The organism is Enterobacter cloacae subsp. cloacae ATCC 13047, from assembly GCF_000025565.1.
In the GTDB taxonomy this organism is placed as follows: domain Bacteria; phylum Pseudomonadota; class Gammaproteobacteria; order Enterobacterales; family Enterobacteriaceae; genus Enterobacter; species Enterobacter cloacae.
The window spans coordinates 3,446,357-3,464,992 of the sequence record NC_014121.1 but is presented as its reverse complement, the minus strand read 5'-3'; the positions used below and the strand labels follow the sequence as shown (position 1 = coordinate 3,464,992).

Sequence of the window (18,636 nt, the reverse complement as noted above, 5' to 3'; positions counted from 1 at the left end):
TATGAAAAAAAGTGCAAATATTATTATTCCTTTACTCATTGTCGGTGCCTTAACACCCTTTACAGCGAAAGCGTTGACGGCGACATCCTCCGGATCTGTCAGTAATAATTTTATGTTTATCGAAAATGCCATTGATGGTGAGTACTTTATTACTCCTTCCTCGCTTGATCCACGTTTCAGCGGGTCGAATACCTGGGTGAAATATGGAACTTCCCAGGTAAGTCTAGGCTATTTAGGCTACGTAGGTTGGACGGCACCGGCGAATAACTATCAGGATATGTGGATTGATAATTCCCCAATCGATGGACCGTTTAGCGGTATTCGTTGCTACAGTGGAACGCAGTGCCCAACGACAGGGTATATTACGGGTCAGGGAACGGACAGCAACGGTTTCTACCATGCTCAGGTCGGGTCTGTCGCCGGTGTGGTCGGCGGGGCATATGGGTTTGCCTCCCTGAGTGACTCTGCCTACGAATATTTCCGCAATATGGCCACCGGAAGTAGCGAAACATATGTTTTCAATCGCTGTTATACCTCGGTCAATTATGATTACGCGGCAGGCGAGCGTTGCAAAGATCAGTCCTCAGGACGCTGGAACTACGTAAACTACACGTTAACCAAACGCGGCCATCTGGCACTGGAATCGACCAGCGCCTTCCAGGAGCTGTGGATTGCCAGCGACGGCACGCCGAGTATTACCAATGATTCAGGTGCCTGTGAGTTGGGCGTCGTCAGTAACGTGAGCGGTGTTATCTGCAAAATGGTCAGCTATAATCTTCAGCAGACAGCTAACCTGACGGCATCATTGACGTTCAGGGCGTATGCGGATTCAACAGCGCTTGGATTTACCCCTGCAGCGGCCACCGTGCGGTATTCCGGTAATGGCTCCACATGGTATAACTTCAGTGCATCGACGGCGTATTACAACGTGTTCACCACCAGCGGTGAATATGTGTACCTCTTTTTGTCGCAGACATTTCTCAAAAATCTGGTCAATGCGGGCGTCAGTATTACGAATAGCCAGCCGTTTACCTTTGCGTTTACTAATGCTCTAACACCTGAGTCAGGTTATTACCAGTTCACGCCTTCGTTACAGCTTAATATCGTACCTAAGGAGTATGGGATAAGTATTATTTCATCTAATAATACAACGTCTGCTAGCGGTAGCGGCACTATTGGCGAGGATACGCCAATAAGAATGGATTATACCGTTACTGTTTCAGGCCCTCGCCAGGCTGACAGCATTACCGCGCAAGTTATTGGCGATAGCACAACGTTAAATGACACGCCGTACTGCCTGTTTACGTCCGCACAAGATGGAGTAAGTGTACCGATACCGGCCTATCTTGAGTATAACAACCAGTCAGGTAGTGTGACTCAGGCAAGAAATAGCTGTGGTGAAGCGGCCATAAGCCTGAATGATGCTCTGTGGCAACAAACGCCCTGGGACGCCAACAACACTGATGACGGGAGTTACTTCAATACCCGTTTATCACTGCTCTTTCCGATGGACGATTCTCGCTCTGCTTTAACGGTATCAGGTTCTGACTGGGAAGGCGTGGTCAGCGCCAGTGGGGAGATAAAAGTCATGGCGAACTGGGTAGGGGTGACAAAATGACCGGATGGCGTGTGGCTATGATCGTTACTGGTTTGGCTCTCCTGGCGTTATTTAGCCTGCCCGCACGCGCCTTGTATCTTGATTCAACCATTTTTGACATGGCGGCGGATAAATCCTTTATCAGCAAACGTGTTTTTAATGACAGCCACAAGCAGAATATTTACAGCATTTCGGCGGTGAAAATTGATAAGCCCGGGCCTGGCGGGGAGCGTCGCCAGGCTATCGAAGAGGGCGAATTACTGTTTGCACCGCTTAATTTCTCGCTTGCACCGGATGCAGGAGAGTTTTTCAAAATTTTCTATCGTGGTCCGCAGGATGACAAGGAGCGCTACTACCGTGTGCAGTTTACTGAAATGCCCATCACCCTTTTCCCGGAGCGCAACAGGGGTAAAAAGAGCGAAGCGATACCAGCTATCGCACTGGAAACCATTCTGGTTGTTCGGCCACGAAAAATGAATTTGCATTATATGCTGGATGAGCAGAAAGGGGTTCTTGAAAATACAGGAAATACCTTTTTTAAAATCATTGTTCAAAAGGGGTGCAATTCGACCGATGATGAAGCGACCATTCGCTATATTCTACCGGGAGAAACGTACCGAAGCCCCGAACTGAAAGCACAAAATAAAAAATTTATAGTGGCTTTGCAAAAGTATATCCCTGTTGGTAGTGGATGTTTTACACATGCCTCATAAAATTGGAACAAACTATTCTTGTATTGCTAACTATCTGGTGTGAATATATTCTGTATCGTATGTGAATCTCGTCAAAGATAAAAATAAGAGTTTATCTGGATGAAAAAAATAATTAACGGTCAGGTTTTATACGATTCAGAGCAGAGGGTATTAAGTGTGCAAGGTGAAAGGATTATCCTCTCTGCACCAACCTCAAGGTTACTGGAAATTTTTATTGATAATAACTATAAGCAAGTAAACCGGGAACTGATCATCGAAGAGGTCTGGGGAAAACATGGCATGATACCCTCAGGGCATAGCCTTAATAAAAGCGTGAGCATATTGCGCAAAGCTTTTTCATCGTTAGGCTTGAACAATATAATCGTCACGATCCCGCGCGAAGGGTTTCTTTTTCAGGCCCGGGTCAGCAGCGTGAATGATGATATCAAGAGTAAAAGAATAACGACCACCCAGTTAGATATTGTTGATAAGGCATTTCAGTATAGACGGTGGCCGCAGCTTATCCTATGGTGTGTTTTCACTTTTATTGTCTGTGCAGTTATGGTTTTTTTTCTCATATTAATGTTTCGCAATAACGATGGGGTTGTACATATATTGAAATCCGGCTCGTGTGATTTTTACACCACAGATGATAATTCATCAGTGAAGTTATCCCGATTTTTGAATTCACCAAATTGGCAAAAACACAGTTCCATTTGTGAAGGAAGAGATAAAATCATCATATTTTATGATGACAATAACTTATCGGCAGGTAATAAACTGAAAGAGTATTTCTTTAGCGTGTGTAAAATGGAGCAAAAAGGAACGGTGCATGAATGCGAAAATTATCTTTATTAGTATGTTCGCTGCGGTCATGGTGATATTTCTTTTTTTGCTTAATTGCCCTCGTATTCCATCGGCTTTTGTGTGTACGGCTAAAAGCCATGTTTTTCTCCATACTCAAAAAGAGGGGGTGAGCATTGAAGGTGAGGTTTTGTTAGTTTTGAGGATTTCCTCTGCAGAGGAAGGTGCTTTCTCACAAGTTGGGGTGCTGGATGTTAACGGTAAACATTATGCTATTAATCGCTCCACTACCTTGAGCTTCCTTAGAGAAGACAGTGATGGTTATTTGCGTACGCAACGCATTGCGGTGGTAAAAAATGATAACGATGACTTGCCTGATGAAATAACCAACCTGCTCATGTCTAAGCAACAACTCTTTTATTACAAGATCATACATATCACCGATAACGTTTATGGGGTCAGGGATCTACGGCGCACGCTGATGGTCTGTCGAGCAAAGTAACGTGACAATGAGAACTTCTCTTTGGCGTGATTCTCTTCATCTTGTGAGTTTCACAGATATTAATTCTGTAATTTTTCTTTTTATTCTTATTTTATTTTGTCTTGCTCTGAATGTAAGTGCATTAATTTGTACTGTATTAGGATAAGGAAAATTTCTGTATCTGCTGCGGAAATATTCTTATCATTGTGGAAAAAATATGATCTTGACGGAGGGAGGGACCATTAAGATTAACCATTTCTTGTTCTTGTTTTATTAAGGCGGATATTGTCTACCGGGCATTGGATGTTTTGCGAAAACCAAAGCAAATATAATCTTTCTCTCTGTACGATAGAAGGAAGCGATTTTCAATTAAACTTTTACGGTGATAATTATGAACACGAAAAAGGTCTTTCTGCTCAGTTACGACATTTATCTTTTCTCAGGAATAAGGTCATTTCTGCCTAATCTGGTACTCGTTGATTCTGGAACGTTTGTTTCTGATTCAGACATTTTAATGCCACAGTACAACAGCTGTTTGTTAATCATTGATAACAGAGTGCCATTTTGTATAATACAAAAATGGCTGCAAAGAAATAGCAGCCAGTTTATCTATGTTAACAGTATTGTTCTCACGATGAGTGACAGTAAATGTATCAATCGAGGCTGTGAAAATAGTGAGTCTGTTAACGCTAAAGTAAGCTGTAAAGGCCTTATTTCTGTTCTAAAAACTAAATTGATGTCAAATGTGCAGGGGGGCGCTCCGTCAACATTGGGCTGCGTTGATAGATTTCATTTAAGTGATTTTGAACAAGAGATGATTTACGCCTCTTTCACTAAAATGGGGCTGGAAGAATTTTGCAAGGCAAATTCTTTAACGCCAAAATCGCTCTATCGTTATCGAGATAAAATAACTCATCGCCTGAGTTTTGATAACTTTAATGAGACTATAATTTATCTTTCCAGAAATGGTTTTTTGGCAGCACGATGGGGGGCACATGACAACAAGAAAAGCCAAACAATGACAGAGGGTATATTTGATAGCAACGAAGCTAATAGATTAACTCTGGCTTTGAAAAATGATGAGATTGTGCCTTATTTTCAACCCATCGTCGGAATTAAAGGAGAGCTGTGTGGCGTTGAGGTGCTGGCGCGGTGGCCTTCAGGCCACAACTATGCCATTTCTCAACGTGAGTTCATCCCGCTGGCGGAAATTAGTGGTCAAATAAACGATCTGACAAGTTATCTGATGAATAAGGTCGCGAGTCATTTAAATCACGATATTACCTGGCAGGGACAGTCTTTTTTTGTGGCGTTTAACGTGAGCCCCTCAAATTTGAGTAACCCTGTTTTTTATTGGGAATGCCTCAATTTTTTGGAATTAACGGAATCACTGCCAATAAAATTGATGATTGAGATTACTGAAAACCAGACACTGGTAGTCACGCCTGCAATAAAAGAGTTAATCCGTTCGTTACGTAACCGGGGTGTCCTCTTTGCTCTGGATGATTTTGGAACGGGATACGCCAATCTGTGTTGTCTGAATGAACTCGAGCTGGACGTGATTAAGATTGATAAGATCTTTATCAAAGGGATCCATGCAGAAGATCAGACGCTGCCGATGCTGGAATCGATCATTAATCTGGCTGGCATTCTGGGGTTACGTACTGTTGCAGAGGGCGTGGAGTATGCCTGTCAACGCGAATGGCTTATCGCCCATAAGGTTGATTTCTTGCAGGGGTATTATTTCATGCCACCTATGGCACTGGCTGAATTTCATCGCTATATGCAGCAGTATGGCTCCGCAGCAATAGGGTCTGCATGGAGGAGAAAAAGACTAAATTCAGACCCAATGCAAGTGGAGCGTTGTCGCTCACTATAGATACCGATACTGAGGCCCCACGAGATGATCGAGGGGCCTCAGTTTGTGTATTTAACTAAACATCACCTGCGCCCAGCGCGCCAGCCCCGCCGTGACGGAGCCAAAGTCATCGCCGCCGGCAATGGGAATGCCCGGCAGCTGTTCTGCCAGCGCTTTCTTGATCAGCGGCGAACGGGCGCTACCGCCGGTCAGGTAAATCACGTCCGGCTTCTCTTTGCCGTTCTCCAGCGCCAGTTGCACCTGTTCCAGAATGCGCTGCAGCGGCTGGGCGAGCGCGGTTTCCAGTCCTTCCTGAGAAATGGCGGTTGCCAGATCTTCACTGATAAACGGCAAGGAAACCGCGTGCTCCGGGCGATCGGAGAGGGCGATTTTGCTCTCTTCGGCAGTACGCACCACGCGATAACTCAGACGCTGACGCCAGACTTTGTAGAGCAGGGCGACCTTGTCGGCCTCCCGGGCATCGCGCACCATATCGTTCAGGAAGCGGCCATTCGCGCTGCTGTAAAAATCGCTCTGCGCGGGGACGTCGTTGATGGCGATAGCGTTCCACCAGGGCAGGATCGGCAGGGCGATCCCTTTTTCCGTTTGTCCACCCATGCCCAGCAGTGGCATCAGGCTCTTAAACGCCAGCGCGATATCCAGATCGTTACCGCCCACGCGGCAGCCGCTGTGCCCCAGCAGGCTGTTTTCGCGGTCACGACGGTTATGCCACTGCGGCCCCATCAGCAGCAGCGAGCAGTCGGTTGTGCCCCCGCCGATGTCGACGACCAGCACGCGCTTCTCTTCTGTCAGCGTGGCTTCAAAATCCAGCCCCGCCGCCACCGGCTCATACTGGAATACCACGTCGCGAAAGCCCGCGCGGTGCGCGGCACGCTCAAGGATCCCCTGCGCCTGCTGGTTAGCCTCGTCGCCACCCAGCCCCTGGAAGTTGATCGGACGGCCAATGACCGCCTGATCGATTGCCTCCGGTACCTGGGTTTGCGCCTGATTGCGAATGTGCAGCATCATGGCGCAGACCAGATCTTCAAACATCGCCACCTGCTGCGGCTTCAGCCCGCTGGCGCCGAGAAACGATTTTGGCGATTTAACGAAGTAGACCTCTTCCGGGTCGTCAATGTAGTGTCCGAGCGACGAGAGGCCGAACTGGACGCTAGACGGTGTGACGTCGATATCTTCTTCGCGGTTAAAACTGACGGCCCGGCGCAGCAACGCTTGTGATTCCGCCGCCGTGGCCGGAACCTGATGGTGGCGGAACAGCCATTCGCTGACCGCTTCGCGGGTTGGTGCGCAGAGCATTGACGGCAGCAGCGTACTCTCGTTTTCCATTTTCAGGAGCAATGGTTGTCCGTTTTGCATAATCGCAACCGAACAGTTCGCCGTACCGTAGTCGAATCCAATAAACACGATTAATCCCCATGCCAGTGAGAAGGGGCGAGACTTTAGCGGAATGCCCGACCGGCGACAACAGGAATATGAAAGCAAGGCGAAACAAGGCCTTTCGGTTTATGCTGAGGTGAACAAAAAAGGAGTGACAATGTATACCCTGACCTGGCAACCCCCTTATGACTGGCAATGGATGTTTGGCTTTCTTGGCGCGCGTGCGGTGGAGGGGATCGAGACGGTTACCGAACGCTACTACGAGCGCAGTTTCACCTGCCAGCGACACCAGGGGATCTTTCGCGTCACCCCGGATCTGAACACCCACACGCTCAACGTCACGCTTAGCCCGGGGTTAATCCCGGTTGCGCAGACCTGTCTTGAACGCATCGCAGGTCTGTTCGATCTTGCCTGCGATCCGCAGCAAATTCAGCAGGCGCTGGGCGACCTGGGCGCTGCGCGGCCAGGGTTGCGCTTACCGGGGGCGATGGATGCCTACGAGCAGGGCGTGAGAGCGATCCTGGGGCAACTGGTCAGCGTGGCGATGGCGGCGAAGCTGGCCTCACGGGTGGTGGCCCTGTGCGGCGAACCGGTAAAAGATGCGCCGGGCTATCTGTGCTTTCCCACACCTGAGGTGCTGGCTGCGGTGGATCCGCTGGCGCTGAAGGCCCTCGGCATGCCGGTCAAACGGGCGGAGTCGTTGATTCATCTGGCCCGCTCCGTGGTCGACGGCACGTTTCCGCTGTTCCCGCCTGCGGATATTGAGGCCGGGATGAAAGCCTTACAGCAGCGGCCGGGGATAGGGCGCTGGACGGCAAATTACCTTGCCCTGCGCGGCTGGCAGGCGAAAGATGTGTTCCTGCCGGATGACTACCTGATTAAGCAACGCTTTGCCGGCATGACGCCCGCGCAAATTCGCCGCTACGCCCAGCGCTGGCAGCCGTGGCGCTCTTACGCCCTGTTGCACATCTGGTATACCGACGGCTGGACGCCATCAGTTGATGGCGAAATAGCTGGTGTTCAGCAGTAGATCCAGCGGCTGCGGCTCACCGATGGTGTCACCGAAAATAAAATCAACGCCGATGCCGGAGAGCGTATCCATCATGATGGGTTGGTTACACGGACCGGCGATGGTACGCATCCCCAGACGCTGGGCATGGCCCTGAATAATGGTAACCATCATCTCATCCATCAGGTTGCCGTGCACATTGGTCACCACTTCGGCGTCCAGCATCAGATAATCAGCCACGTTGGCACCAAGGTGGCTAAAAAGCTCCATGTTGCGTCCCGCCTGGCTGAGCACCACGCGGCAGCCAACGTGGCGGAGCTTTTGTAGCCCCGTCTGGACGTTTGGATCCGGGTTTGCCACAACGTCGATCGCGATGACCAGATGCAGCAGACGGCCCGGTAAAGGCCCTTTATCCAGCAGGTCGAGCAATTCGTCGATCAGCGTGGCGCTGGCTAAACCCGCGGCGGACAGGGGAAGGGCGACCCCGAGGCCTTTTTTGGCAACCGGAGCGGCATACGCGCGGAAGAATTCGCTAAATATACGGCGGTCCAGCGCATGTAAAAGCTCAGGCTCCGCCAGGCCGGAACGGAAGGCGTGCTCTTCCAGCACTTCTCCCTGGCTGGTCCACAGGCGCAGTGAAATCAGCCAGAAGTTGCAGCTTTCCGGGATGCGCGGGGAGGCCACGCTGCGGGCGATCATCATCAGATGGTTGTCTTTGATCATATGCCACTGTTCATCAAGCGACATCATGCTGCGCGCGCTGTGGGCCCGCTCCTGCTGCGGCTCGTACACCGTCACCACGCCGCGACCGTTGTTTTTAGAGGCGTAGCAGGCAATGTCGGCCTGGGACATGACTTCCGAGGCCTGATGATTATTTTCATCAATCAGCGTGATCCCCGCGCTGGCGCCGATCCGGTGCAGGCGGCCTTCCCACATAAAGTGATAATCGTTGATGGTATGGACCAGCCGACCCGCAATATAGCGGGCACTTTCAATATTGCAGTCCGGCAGCAGCAGCCCGAATTCATCCCCGCCCAGACGCGCCAGCACGTCGCTGGAGCGCAGCATGGTCAGCATCAAGGACGCAAGCTCCCGCAACAGGGCGTCGCCCGCCGCGTGGCCTGCGGTATCGTTGACGGCTTTGAAGCGATCAAGATCGATAAACACCAGCGCATGTCGCTGGCGCGTCTCCTGCACGGTTTGCAGTAGCCGCTTGAGGTGATTTTCGAAACTGACCCGGTTTGCCAGATGGGTGAGGGCATCGTGAGAAGCGCTATAACTGAGCTGACGCAACATTTTTCGCGATTCGGTGACGTCCTGAATAACCAGCACCGAGCCGATATTCTGCCCGTCCAGCGTGCTGAGCGGGGTGATGCTGTAATGGATATCAAAAACGCCGCCGGTACGGCAGTTCAGCACCACATCCTGCTCGATATCTGAACGGGACATATCGCCGCTGTGAATATTCTCCATCAGCGGCCCTTTTTCGCCGAAGGTGATATGCAGAACCTTCAGCACCGGCTGGCCGATGGCCTCGGTTTGCAACCAGCCGCTCATTTTTTCGGCGACCGGGTTCATAAAGGTGACATTCATGTCGACATCGGTACACAGCACTGCTTCGCCGATGGAGTCGAGGGTAATGTGCAAACGCTCTTTTTCCTGGAACAGGGCCTCATTGAGCTGCTTCACTTCGGTCATGTCCATATTGATACCGAGCAAGCGTTCGACTTCCCCCTGTTTGTTCAGGACCCGGTTCGCCAGGGAGCGAATATGGCGTACCCCCTCTTTCACGCGAATACGGAATTCAAGCTTAAACGGCAGCCGTGAAATGAGTGATTCCCGAAGCACTTTTTCCGCATGGGCGCGATCTTCAGGCAGCATCGTATCGTGCCAAAGCTGCCATGTAGGTTTGATGTGCGGCGGGATTTCATACAGCTCAAACATCCGCTTATCCCAGCTGATGATGTCCGGCTCAAGATCCCACTCCCAGATGCCAATGCCGCCCGCTTCATTGGCAAGGGTAATGCGCTCCATCAGCCGTTTATTGACCCATTCGGTCTGCTTAAGATCGTTAATATCTTCAATCTGGGCAATGAAATAGAGCGGTGAACCGTCGGCATGACGTACAACCGAGACCGCAAGCAGCGCCCAGACCACTTCGCCGCTGCGGGTGTAGTAGCGTTTCTCAAGGGTGTAGGTGTTAATATCCCCGTTGACCAGTTGTTCAAGCTGTTCGAGATCGGTGTGCAGGTCTTCCGGCCAGGTTAGCTGCTGGAAGGTGAGCGACTGCAGCTCCGTCTGGCTGTAGCCGAGAAAGTTACACAGCGCTTTATTGGCCTGCAGCCATTGGCCGTCAATGCTGACCAGCGCCATGCCAATGGCGGAATACTCCATCGCATTACGAAAACGCTCTTCACTTTCAGTGATGTGTTTTCGCTCTGCGCGAAAGGCATACATCACCATGGTCATGACGTTGGCTGGCAGAAGCAGCATCAGGAACGGCAGCCAGGGGGCGTTCAGCATCGCGCCGGTGTGCTGCGTAGTCAGCGCCTCCGGGTTATGGGCAATCATCAGCGAAACCACCATCACGGTGACCAGAAACACCATAAAGGCTTCCATGCGCGGCAGGCGCACAGCGCTCCACATCAGCAAGACAATGACGCAGGTAAAAGGCCACGGCAGCCAGACGATGGCCGCCCAGCTAAGGACCAGCGTCACGGCCATGGTTACCAGCGTTTCCAGCAGCAGCTTCGGGTCTCGATGGCGAAGGAGATAGTGCGGCTTAAACAGTAACCCTAATGGCACCAGGGCCAGTGCGCCAACCGCTTCAGACAAGACCCACACGAGGAAATTACGCAGCGGCTCCGGGCTGGGTATCAGTAAATGCACCAGCACACCGCCCACCAGCGGGGGGATCAGCGCGCTGCCGATGGCCAGGCGGATCCAGTCATTCAGATTCTGCAGCGGGTTGTACCAGGGGAGCAGTTTGCGCAGTAATAATGCACCAACTACCGCTTCCACCACGTTAATGGCGGTATAGGTCGGATTAATCGACGACCAGGAGAAGAGCATCCACGAGGCCAGAATATTGCCAAACGAACAGGCCAGAGCAATACCGGGCCACATTTTTCCGGCGTGGCGATAAAACGCCACCATCATAATGGCGGTGGGAAACCAGAGCGGAGCCAGCAGCGCGCCGAAGCGGGTCAACTCCAGCGAAAAAAGGGTAAAGATAAAGGTGACCAGGCCCAGACAGACAAGTCGCATAAGAGGATGTGGGGTGGTAACCAAAACCCGCTGGTGTTGTTTATTCATTACCGCTTTATCCAGAGACGCCATGCCGTCAGGAGTGAAGGTCCGGACGAGTGAATGTGCTAATTTGGTTTATGCTAGTACAAACAATTTACAATTCATATGGCGACTGCTCATAATTTGACATCATAGATTTATTAAATAGTTAGTGTTTAAAAAAATCCTGTTAAACGCTGAAAAAACGCGCGTAAAAATTTCACTCAGGGAACATGACGTCACTTTTCAGCCTGTCTCGCATAACCTGCGCTTTCGACTGGTATCACGCCCGTGAAATCCCTATAATTGCCGCGTTTGACGCTCCGGCGTCGTCCTTCCTTAACATCCAGGTTAATCAGGTCGCTAAATTTATGACTGATAAGTCTCATCAGTGCGTCATTATAGGCATTGCCGGCGCATCGGCTTCAGGTAAAAGTCTTATTGCCAGTACGCTTTACCGCGAACTGCGTGAACAAGTTGGTGATGAGCACATCGGCGTCATTCCCGAAGACAGCTATTACAAAGACCAATCCCATCTGTCGATGGAAGAGCGCGTAAAAACGAACTATGACCATCCTAATGCCATGGATCACAGCTTGCTGTTCCAGCATTTAGAAGCGCTCAAGAGCGGCCAGGCAATTGAACTGCCTGTTTATAGTTACGTGGAACATACCCGCACGCAGGAAACGATTCGCATTGAGCCAAAGAAGGTGATTATCCTTGAAGGCATCCTGCTTCTGACCGACGCGCGTCTGCGCGAGTCAATGAACTTCTCCATCTTTGTTGATACCCCGCTGGACATCTGCCTGATGCGCCGCATCAAGCGTGACGTAAACGAACGTGGCCGTTCAATGGACTCCGTCATGGCGCAGTACCAGAAAACCGTTCGCCCAATGTTCCTGCAATTTATTGAACCATCCAAACAATACGCCGATATTATCGTGCCGCGCGGAGGCAAAAACCGCATTGCCATTGATATCTTAAAAGCGAAAATCAGCCAGTTTTTTGAATAAGCCGCGCGAATTGTGTACCGTTCAGAGATAACCTGCTTTGCCCTGAGTCGTTATCCTCAGGGCACGATGCACGAAAGGAGAGAGTGCCATGCGTCTTTGTGATCGCGATATAGAAGCCTGGCTGGATGAAGGCCGCCTGTCTATTACCCCACGTCCACCCGTGGAGCGTATCAATGGGGTCACCGTTGATGTGCGACTGGGGAATAAATTCCGCACCTTCAGCGGCCATACCGCACCGTTCATCGACCTTAGCGGGCCGAAGGATGAAGTCAGCGCCGCGCTTGATCGCGTGATGAGTGACGAAATCGTTATCGACGAAGGCGAGGCCTTTTATCTGCATCCGGGCGAGCTGGCGCTGGCGGTGACCTTTGAATCGGTGACGCTGCCCGCGGATCTGGTGGGCTGGCTCGATGGCCGTTCCTCTCTGGCGCGTCTGGGGTTGATGGTACACGTGACCGCGCACCGTATCGATCCAGGCTGGTCGGGCCGAATCGTGCTGGAGTTTTTCAACGCCGGTAAACTGCCGCTGGCGCTGCGCCCGGGCATGATGATTGGTGCGCTGAGCTTTGAACCGCTGACGGGTCCGGCCGATCGTCCTTACAACCGCCGTCAGGACGCAAAATACCGCGACCAGCAGGGTGCGGTTGCCAGCCGTATTGATAAAGACTGATCGTTAGTCCATTGAGGATGCCATGAGAAGAGTTCTGACAACGCTGATGATTTTGCTGGTGGTGCTGGTTGCTGGCCTTTCAGCGTTGGTTCTGCTGGTTAACCCGAATGATTTTCGCGCCTATATGGTGCGGCAGGTCGAAGCCCGCAGTGGTTATCAACTGAAGCTGGATGGGCCGCTGCGCTGGCACGTCTGGCCCCAGCTCAGCATTCTCTCTGGCCGCATGTCGTTAACCGCGCCGGGGGCTGCGCAGCCCCTGGTGTCTGCCGATAACATGCGCCTTGATGTGGCGTTAGTTCCGCTCTTTTCGCACCAGTTGCAGGTCAACCAGGTGATGTTAAAAGGCGCGGTGATTCAGCTTACCCAGCAAACTGAAGCCGTGCGTAACGCGGATGCGCCGGTTGCGCCGCGGGAAAATACCTTACCTGATGAACCGTCAGATACGGGCTGGTCATTCGATATTGGCAAACTGAAGGTGGCCGATAGCGTGCTGGTTTTCCAGCATGAAGACGATGAGCAGGTCACCGTACGGAATATCAACCTCAAGATGGAGCAGGATGAGCACCATCTTGCTTCGCTGGAGTTTAGCGGACGGGTCAACCGCGATCAGCGCGATCTCACCCTGTCTCTGAATGCCAGCGTCAATGCGTCGGATTATCCGCACCAGCTTACCGCCGACATTCAGCAGCTAAACTGGCAACTGACAGGAGCCGATCTCCCTGCCCAGGGGATTGCCGGTCAGGGAACGATGCAGGCCGTCTGGCGTGAAGAGTTAAAACAGCTTGAGATGAATAATCTCAACCTGCAGGCGAACGACAGCAGCCTGAAAGGGCAGGCGAGCGTCATTCTGGAGGCGAAGCCGAAATGGGTGCTCAATCTGCAGTTTGACAAGCTCAACCTGGAAAACCTGCTTCCTCCGCCTCCGGCGAGCGCTACGGACAACGATCCCGCGCAGCTCGGGCAAAACCAGGGGAAACAGACGCGTCCGGTTATCTCGTCTAATCTCGATCAGCCGGACTATAACGGTCTGCGGGGCTTCACGGCGGACATTCTGCTGAAGGCCAACAGCCTGCGCTGGCGCGGTATCGATTTCACCGACGTGAGCAGCCAGATGTTCAACCAGAACGGTTTGCTGGTGATCTCCGAACTGAGCGGCAAAATGGGCGCCGGGCACCTTTCCCTGCCGGGCACGCTGGATGTGCGTAAAGAGGCCTCGACTGCGGAATTTCAGCCGCGTCTCGACAACGTTGAGATTGGCACCATCCTGAAAGCCTTTGACTACCCCATCTCCATGACGGGTCAACTGACGCTGGCGGGGGATTTCTCGGGCACGAAGATCGATGCTGATGCTTTCCGCCGCGACTGGCAGGGGCAGGCTCACCTTGAACTGAAAGATGCCCGCATGGAAGGGCTCAACTTCCAGCAGCTGGTACAGCAGGCGGTGGAGCGTAGCAGCGAAGTTAAAGCGCAGGAAAATTACGACAGCGCCACGCGTCTCGACAGCTTTAGCAGTGACCTGACGCTCGACAATGGGCAGCTCTCTCTGAACAGCATGCAGGGGACCTCCTCACTGTTGTCATTAACCGGCGAGGGCAAGCTCGATCTGGTAAAAGAGACGGCAGATACCCACTTCAACGTTCAGGTGCTGTCCGGCTGGCAGGGTGAAGGTAAGCTGATCGACTTCCTGAAAGAGACGCCGGTACCGCTGAGCGTATATGGCCAATGGCAGTCGCTGAACTACAGCCTGCAGGTGGATCAGATCCTGCGCAAGCATCTGCAGGATGAAGCCAAACGTCGGTTGAACGACTGGGCGGATCGCAATAAAGACACCCAAAACGGGAAGGACGTGAAGAAGCTGCTCGATAAGCTTTGATGTTCGTTGTGCCGGGTGGCGGCTGCCAGTGCGGCCTGATGCCCTCACCCCATCCCTCTCCCACGGGAGAGGGAGCAACGTGTTTTTCCTACACCTCAAAATCCATCTCGTCTTCGTCGCGCAGCGGTATCAGCTGCACCTTCTGCACGCGATGGTTCTCAATCTGCAGCGTCTTGAGCATATAGTCGCCTACCTGAACTTCTTCACCCGGCTGGGGAATGCGCTGCAGATACTCCATCAGCAGACCTGCAATGGTGTGATACTCGCGCTTTTCATCCAGCGGCAGGGGAACATACTGGACCAGGTCTTCAAGCGGCATATGGCCGTTGGCCGTCCATGAACCGTCCGCGTTTTTCTGAATGTCGTGGCGCGCATCGATTTCATCCACTTCGTTTGGCAAATTACCGGCGATGGTTTCCATCACGTCGCTGAGCGTGACCAGCCCCTCAACCGAACCAAACTCATCCACCACAAAGGCAAAGTGCGTACGCGCGTTACGGAATTGCTCAAGGGCAGAGAGCAACTGCAGCCCCTCCGGGAACACCAGCGGCTGGCGCACCAGGGCGCGCAAATTGAGTGCCTCACCGTGCAACTGCTGTTGCAGCAGGTCAAGGACGTGCACCACGCCCAGCAGCTCCTCTTCCTCGTCACCCCCCGTCACGACCACCCGGGTATGCTGGTTTCTGTCCAGCAGGGCGCGGATCTGCTCTTCCGGGGCGGTGAGGTCGATATGTTCGATGTCATGGCGCGACGTCATGATGCTGCTGACCGTGCGCTGGTTAAGATTGAGCACCCGCTCAATCATCAGCCGCTCCTGCGGGTTGAAGATCTGCCCGTCACTGTGATCGGCCAGCATCGCGGAAGATTCAGCATCCAGCTCCGCATCTTCTTTCTTCCCGCTGAGCAGGCGCATCACCGTGTCGGCGGTGCGTTGACGTAATGTCTGATTTGCCGAGAGGAAGCGGCGGCGGTTGAAAATCGCCAGCTGGTTAAGCGCCTCAATCATGACGGAGAAACCAATGGCGGCGTAGAGATAGCCTTTCGGAATGTGGAACCCAAAGCCGTCGGCCACCAGGCTAAAGCCAATCATTAACAGGAAACTCAGGCAGAGAATCACAATGGTCGGGTGGCTGTTAACAAACCGGGTCAGCGCTTTACTCGCCATCACCATCAGCGTAATGGCAATGATCACCGCAGCCATCATCACCGCCAGATGGTCGACCATCCCGACGGCGGTAATGACGGAGTCCAGGGAGAAGACTGCATCGAGCACCACAATTTGCGCCACCACCGGCCAGAATTTAGCCCCACGCCGCTGGGTGGGGTTTTCGCTGTCTTTGCCTTCGAGCCGCTCGTTCAGTTCTACCGTGGCTTTAAACAGCAGGAACAACCCGCCGAAGAGCATGATCAAATCACGCGCGCTAAAGCTCAGGCCGTGAACGGAGAAAAGGGGCTTTGTCAGGGTCACCAGCCAGGAGATTGAGGCCAGCAGTAGCAGTCGCATCACCATCGCCAGCAGCAGGCCCGTTACGCGCGCACGGTCGCGCTGCGCCGGGGGGAGTTTTTCGGCGAGGATGGCGATAAAGACCAGGTTATCAATACCGAGCACTAATTCGATGACGACCAGCGTAACCAGCCCGGCCCAGATTGATGGATCGGCAATCCATTCCATAGTAATCGCAATACCTTCTGTTATATGAGCAATGTCACACTTCGATCATGGATAAAGCCAGGGGAAATTGCAATGCCGGGCTGAGATTTCTCTTAATACGATCCGGCAAAAAGGAAGAACAATGCGGAATCTGTAAATAAGCTAAATACGTAGATTTAATTACGGCGAACGCATTTTAGGATATATCGCAATAAATGGTTTTTATTTTAATTTTGTCAATATAAAGAAAATCCTAAAACGTCAAAACTTTGCTCTTAATATTAATCTTAAAAACCGTTATTAGGACAGTTGTCTCCTTGCCTGCTATTAGGTTAGCTGCAACAATTCTCCCAGCATCAAATGTTAAATCTCCTTGTTGCTATTATTGTTCCGGTCTTCAGTGATGGTTATTCATTATCTGCCGTGTATCGCAAGCGGCTGATATATTTCCAGAAGGCCTTATCAAAGAGGGTGTCTATCCATAACGCATTGTTTAGTCAGTGGATTGGTAACTGAAAGCCAAGGGCGGTAGCGTGCCTGAAAGCGTGTGAATCAGCCTCGATTATTCTGTCAATAGCCAATGGATGAATAAGCTTTTTTTAGGACTGATGCCAGTTATATTTCTATTTGAACAACTGCATGCTGAAAGCCAAATCGACCCGGCTTATTTAATTGCACAGGATAATTACTCTGCCAAAGTGATAAATAATCAATGATGAAATCCAAAATGAAATTGATGCCATTATTGGTGTCTGTGACCTTGATGAGTGGTTGTACAGTCTTTCCCGGCAGCAATATGTCAACAATGGGTAAGGATGTGATCAAACAACAGGATGCTGATTTTGATCTCGACAAAATGGTGAATGTTTATCCACTGACACCACGTCTGGTCGAACAATTACGTCCACGTCCAAATGTTGCGCAGCCGAATATGTCACTGGACCAGGAAATTGCCTCCTACCAGTACCGCGTAGGTCCGGGTGACGTCATTAACGTTACCGTGTGGGACCATCCGGAATTGACCACGCCAGCGGGCCAATACCGCAGCTCAAGCGACACCGGTAACTGGGTGCAGTCTGATGGCACCATGTTCTATCCCTATATCGGCAAAGTACACGTTGCCGGGAAAACCCTTGCCGAAATCCGTAGTGATATTACCGGCCGCTTAGCGCAGTACATCGCCGATCCGCAGGTGGACGTTAATATCGCCGCATTCCGTTCGCAAAAAGCCTATATCTCCGGACAGGTGAACAAATCTGGCCAGCAGGCCATCACCAACGTGCCGCTGACCGTGCTGGACGCCATTAACGCCGCGGGCGGCTTAACCGACGGTGCCGACTGGCGCAACGTCGTTCTGACACACAACGGCAAAGAACAACGCATTTCTCTGCAGGCGCTGATGCAAAACGGCGACCTGACGCAGAACCGTCTGCTCTATCCGGGCGACATTCTGTATGTACCGCGTAATGACGATCTGAAAGTCTTCGTGATGGGTGAAGTGAAGAAACAGAGCACCCTCAAAATGGACTTCAGCGGCATGACCCTGACCGAAGCACTGGGTAATGCAGAGGGTATCGATCTCACCACCTCTAATGCCACCGGTATCTTCGTGATCCGTCCGCTGAAAGGCGAGGGCAGTGCGAAAGGCAAGATTGCCAATATTTACCAGCTGGATATGTCCGATGCAACTTCTCTGGTAATGGCAACGGAGTTCCGCCTCCAGCCTTATGACGTGGTGTATGTCACCACCGCACCGGTTGCCCGCTGGAACCGTCTGATCAACCAGTTGCTGCCAACCATCAGTGGCGTTCGCTACATGACGGATACGGCGCGCGACATTCATACCTGGTAATCCGCGATGTTTAATAAAATTCTGGTGGTATGCGTGGGGAACATTTGCCGTTCCCCAACGGCTGAGCGGTTGCTGAAACACTACCAGCCCGAGCTCACCGTCGAATCTGCAGGGCTGGGCGCGCTGGTCGGTAAAGGTGCCGATGAAAGCGCCGCGAGCGTGGCCCGCGATCACAACCTTTCTCTTGACGGGCACTGCGCCCGCCAGGTCACCGGCCGCATGTGCCGGGAGTATGACCTGATCCTGACGATGGAAAAACGCCATATTCACTCGCTATGCGAAATCGCACCGGAGATGCGCGGCAAAGTGATGCTGTTTGGTCACTGGGAAAACGAACGCGAAATCCCCGATCCCTATCGCAAAAGCCGTGAGGCCTTTGAGGCGGTGTATACCTTACTTGACCAGTCTGCCCGTCAGTGGGCGCAGGCACTGAAAGCTCAGCAGGGATAA

General features: G+C 52.0%; 14 protein-coding genes. 11 read left to right on the top strand and 3 right to left on the bottom strand.

What is annotated here, in order from left to right; translation table 11 throughout:
• Nucleotide 1 precedes the first annotated feature (1 nt).
• From ECL_RS16805 to ECL_RS16785, 5 genes are all read left to right on the top strand, one after another.
• Complete coding sequence (locus ECL_RS16805) at nt 2-1,618, top strand: fimbrial protein (protein WP_013097895.1); 1,617 nt, start codon at nt 2-4, stop codon at nt 1,616-1,618.
• A gap of 17 nt (nt 1,619-1,635) precedes the next feature.
• Nucleotides 1,636-2,310 (top strand): putative pilus assembly protein, encoded by a 675-nt coding sequence (locus ECL_RS16800; RefSeq protein ID WP_013097894.1) that lies wholly within the window; start codon nt 1,636-1,638, stop codon nt 2,308-2,310.
• Nucleotides 2,311-2,409: 99 nt separating this feature from the next.
• On the top strand, nt 2,410-3,147 hold the full coding sequence (locus ECL_RS16795) for a winged helix-turn-helix domain-containing protein (RefSeq protein ID WP_013097893.1): 738 nt from the start codon (nt 2,410-2,412) through the stop codon (nt 3,145-3,147).
• The gene (locus tag ECL_RS16790) at nt 3,122-3,595 is read left to right on the top strand and encodes a hypothetical protein (protein WP_013097892.1); all 474 of its coding nucleotides are present in this window, start codon (nt 3,122-3,124) and stop codon (nt 3,593-3,595) included. The genes ECL_RS16795 and ECL_RS16790 overlap by 26 nt, the downstream gene beginning before the upstream one ends.
• Nucleotides 3,596-3,965: 370 nt before the next feature.
• Complete coding sequence (locus ECL_RS16785) at nt 3,966-5,453, top strand: EAL domain-containing protein (RefSeq protein ID WP_013097891.1); 1,488 nt, start codon at nt 3,966-3,968, stop codon at nt 5,451-5,453.
• A 51-nt stretch (nt 5,454-5,504) separates the two neighbouring features.
• Here ECL_RS16785 and yegD read toward each other — a convergent pair whose 3' ends face one another.
• Nucleotides 5,505-6,857 (bottom strand): molecular chaperone, encoded by a 1,353-nt coding sequence (gene yegD / locus ECL_RS16780; RefSeq protein ID WP_013097890.1) that lies wholly within the window; start codon nt 6,855-6,857, stop codon nt 5,505-5,507.
• A 130-nt stretch (nt 6,858-6,987) separates the two neighbouring features.
• On the opposite strand from yegD, the gene alkA reads away from it, so the two are divergent.
• Entirely contained in the window at nt 6,988-7,860 is an 873-nt protein-coding gene (gene alkA, locus ECL_RS16775; RefSeq protein ID WP_013097889.1) for a DNA-3-methyladenine glycosylase 2, read from the top strand.
• Here the strand turns inward: alkA and ECL_RS16770 are convergent.
• Complete coding sequence (locus tag ECL_RS16770; RefSeq protein ID WP_044159316.1) at nt 7,825-11,154, bottom strand: diguanylate cyclase; 3,330 nt, start codon at nt 11,152-11,154, stop codon at nt 7,825-7,827. The two genes, alkA and ECL_RS16770, sit on opposite strands and share 36 nt — an antisense overlap.
• Before the next feature lie 344 nt (nt 11,155-11,498).
• Here ECL_RS16770 and udk point away from each other — a divergent pair, with 344 nt between their 5' ends.
• The 3 genes from udk to asmA all read left to right on the top strand — a co-directional run bounded on the left by udk (nt 11,499) and on the right by asmA (nt 14,683).
• The gene (gene udk, locus ECL_RS16765; RefSeq protein ID WP_008500855.1) at nt 11,499-12,140 is read left to right on the top strand and encodes a uridine kinase; all 642 of its coding nucleotides are present in this window, start codon (nt 11,499-11,501) and stop codon (nt 12,138-12,140) included.
• Between the two features lie 88 nt (nt 12,141-12,228).
• Entirely contained in the window at nt 12,229-12,810 is a 582-nt protein-coding gene (gene dcd, locus ECL_RS16760) for a dCTP deaminase (protein ID WP_013097886.1), read from the top strand.
• A 22-nt stretch (nt 12,811-12,832) separates the two neighbouring features.
• Nucleotides 12,833-14,683, top strand: coding sequence for an outer membrane assembly protein AsmA (gene asmA, locus ECL_RS16755; RefSeq protein WP_013097885.1), 1,851 nt, complete (start codon nt 12,833-12,835; stop codon nt 14,681-14,683).
• Between the two features lie 88 nt (nt 14,684-14,771).
• On the opposite strand, the gene ECL_RS16750 is transcribed toward asmA, so the two are convergent.
• Entirely contained in the window at nt 14,772-16,355 is a 1,584-nt protein-coding gene (locus tag ECL_RS16750; protein WP_013097884.1) for a TerC family protein, read from the bottom strand.
• Between the two features lie 691 nt (nt 16,356-17,046).
• On the opposite strand from ECL_RS16750, the gene ECL_RS16745 reads away from it, so the two are divergent.
• Both ECL_RS16745 and wzb read left to right on the top strand, forming a co-directional pair.
• On the top strand, nt 17,047-18,186 hold the full coding sequence (locus ECL_RS16745) for a polysaccharide export protein (protein WP_014170829.1): 1,140 nt from the start codon (nt 17,047-17,049) through the stop codon (nt 18,184-18,186).
• A 6-nt stretch (nt 18,187-18,192) separates the two neighbouring features.
• On the top strand, nt 18,193-18,636 hold the full coding sequence (wzb, locus tag ECL_RS16740) for a low molecular weight protein-tyrosine-phosphatase Wzb (protein WP_013097882.1): 444 nt from the start codon (nt 18,193-18,195) through the stop codon (nt 18,634-18,636).

Coding starts and splice junctions, on each gene's coding strand:
- ECL_RS16795 (WP_013097893.1), top strand. CDS start 2,410: ATGAAAAAAATAATTAACGGTCAGGTTTTATACGATTCAGAGCAGAGG.
- alkA (WP_013097889.1), top strand. CDS start 6,988: ATGTATACCCTGACCTGGCAACCCCCTTATGACTGGCAATGGATGTTT.
- ECL_RS16790 (WP_013097892.1), top strand. CDS start 3,122: ATGAATGCGAAAATTATCTTTATTAGTATGTTCGCTGCGGTCATGGTG.
- wzb (WP_013097882.1), top strand. CDS start 18,193: ATGTTTAATAAAATTCTGGTGGTATGCGTGGGGAACATTTGCCGTTCC.
- dcd (WP_013097886.1), top strand. CDS start 12,229: ATGCGTCTTTGTGATCGCGATATAGAAGCCTGGCTGGATGAAGGCCGC.
- ECL_RS16785 (WP_013097891.1), top strand. CDS start 3,966: ATGAACACGAAAAAGGTCTTTCTGCTCAGTTACGACATTTATCTTTTC.
- ECL_RS16750 (WP_013097884.1), bottom strand. CDS start 16,355: ATGGAATGGATTGCCGATCCATCAATCTGGGCCGGGCTGGTTACGCTG.
- ECL_RS16805 (WP_013097895.1), top strand. CDS start 2: ATGAAAAAAAGTGCAAATATTATTATTCCTTTACTCATTGTCGGTGCC.
- udk (WP_008500855.1), top strand. CDS start 11,499: ATGACTGATAAGTCTCATCAGTGCGTCATTATAGGCATTGCCGGCGCA.
- ECL_RS16745 (WP_014170829.1), top strand. CDS start 17,047: ATGATGAAATCCAAAATGAAATTGATGCCATTATTGGTGTCTGTGACC.
- ECL_RS16770 (WP_044159316.1), bottom strand. CDS start 11,154: ATGAATAAACAACACCAGCGGGTTTTGGTTACCACCCCACATCCTCTT.
- ECL_RS16800 (WP_013097894.1), top strand. CDS start 1,636: ATGATCGTTACTGGTTTGGCTCTCCTGGCGTTATTTAGCCTGCCCGCA.
- asmA (WP_013097885.1), top strand. CDS start 12,833: ATGAGAAGAGTTCTGACAACGCTGATGATTTTGCTGGTGGTGCTGGTT.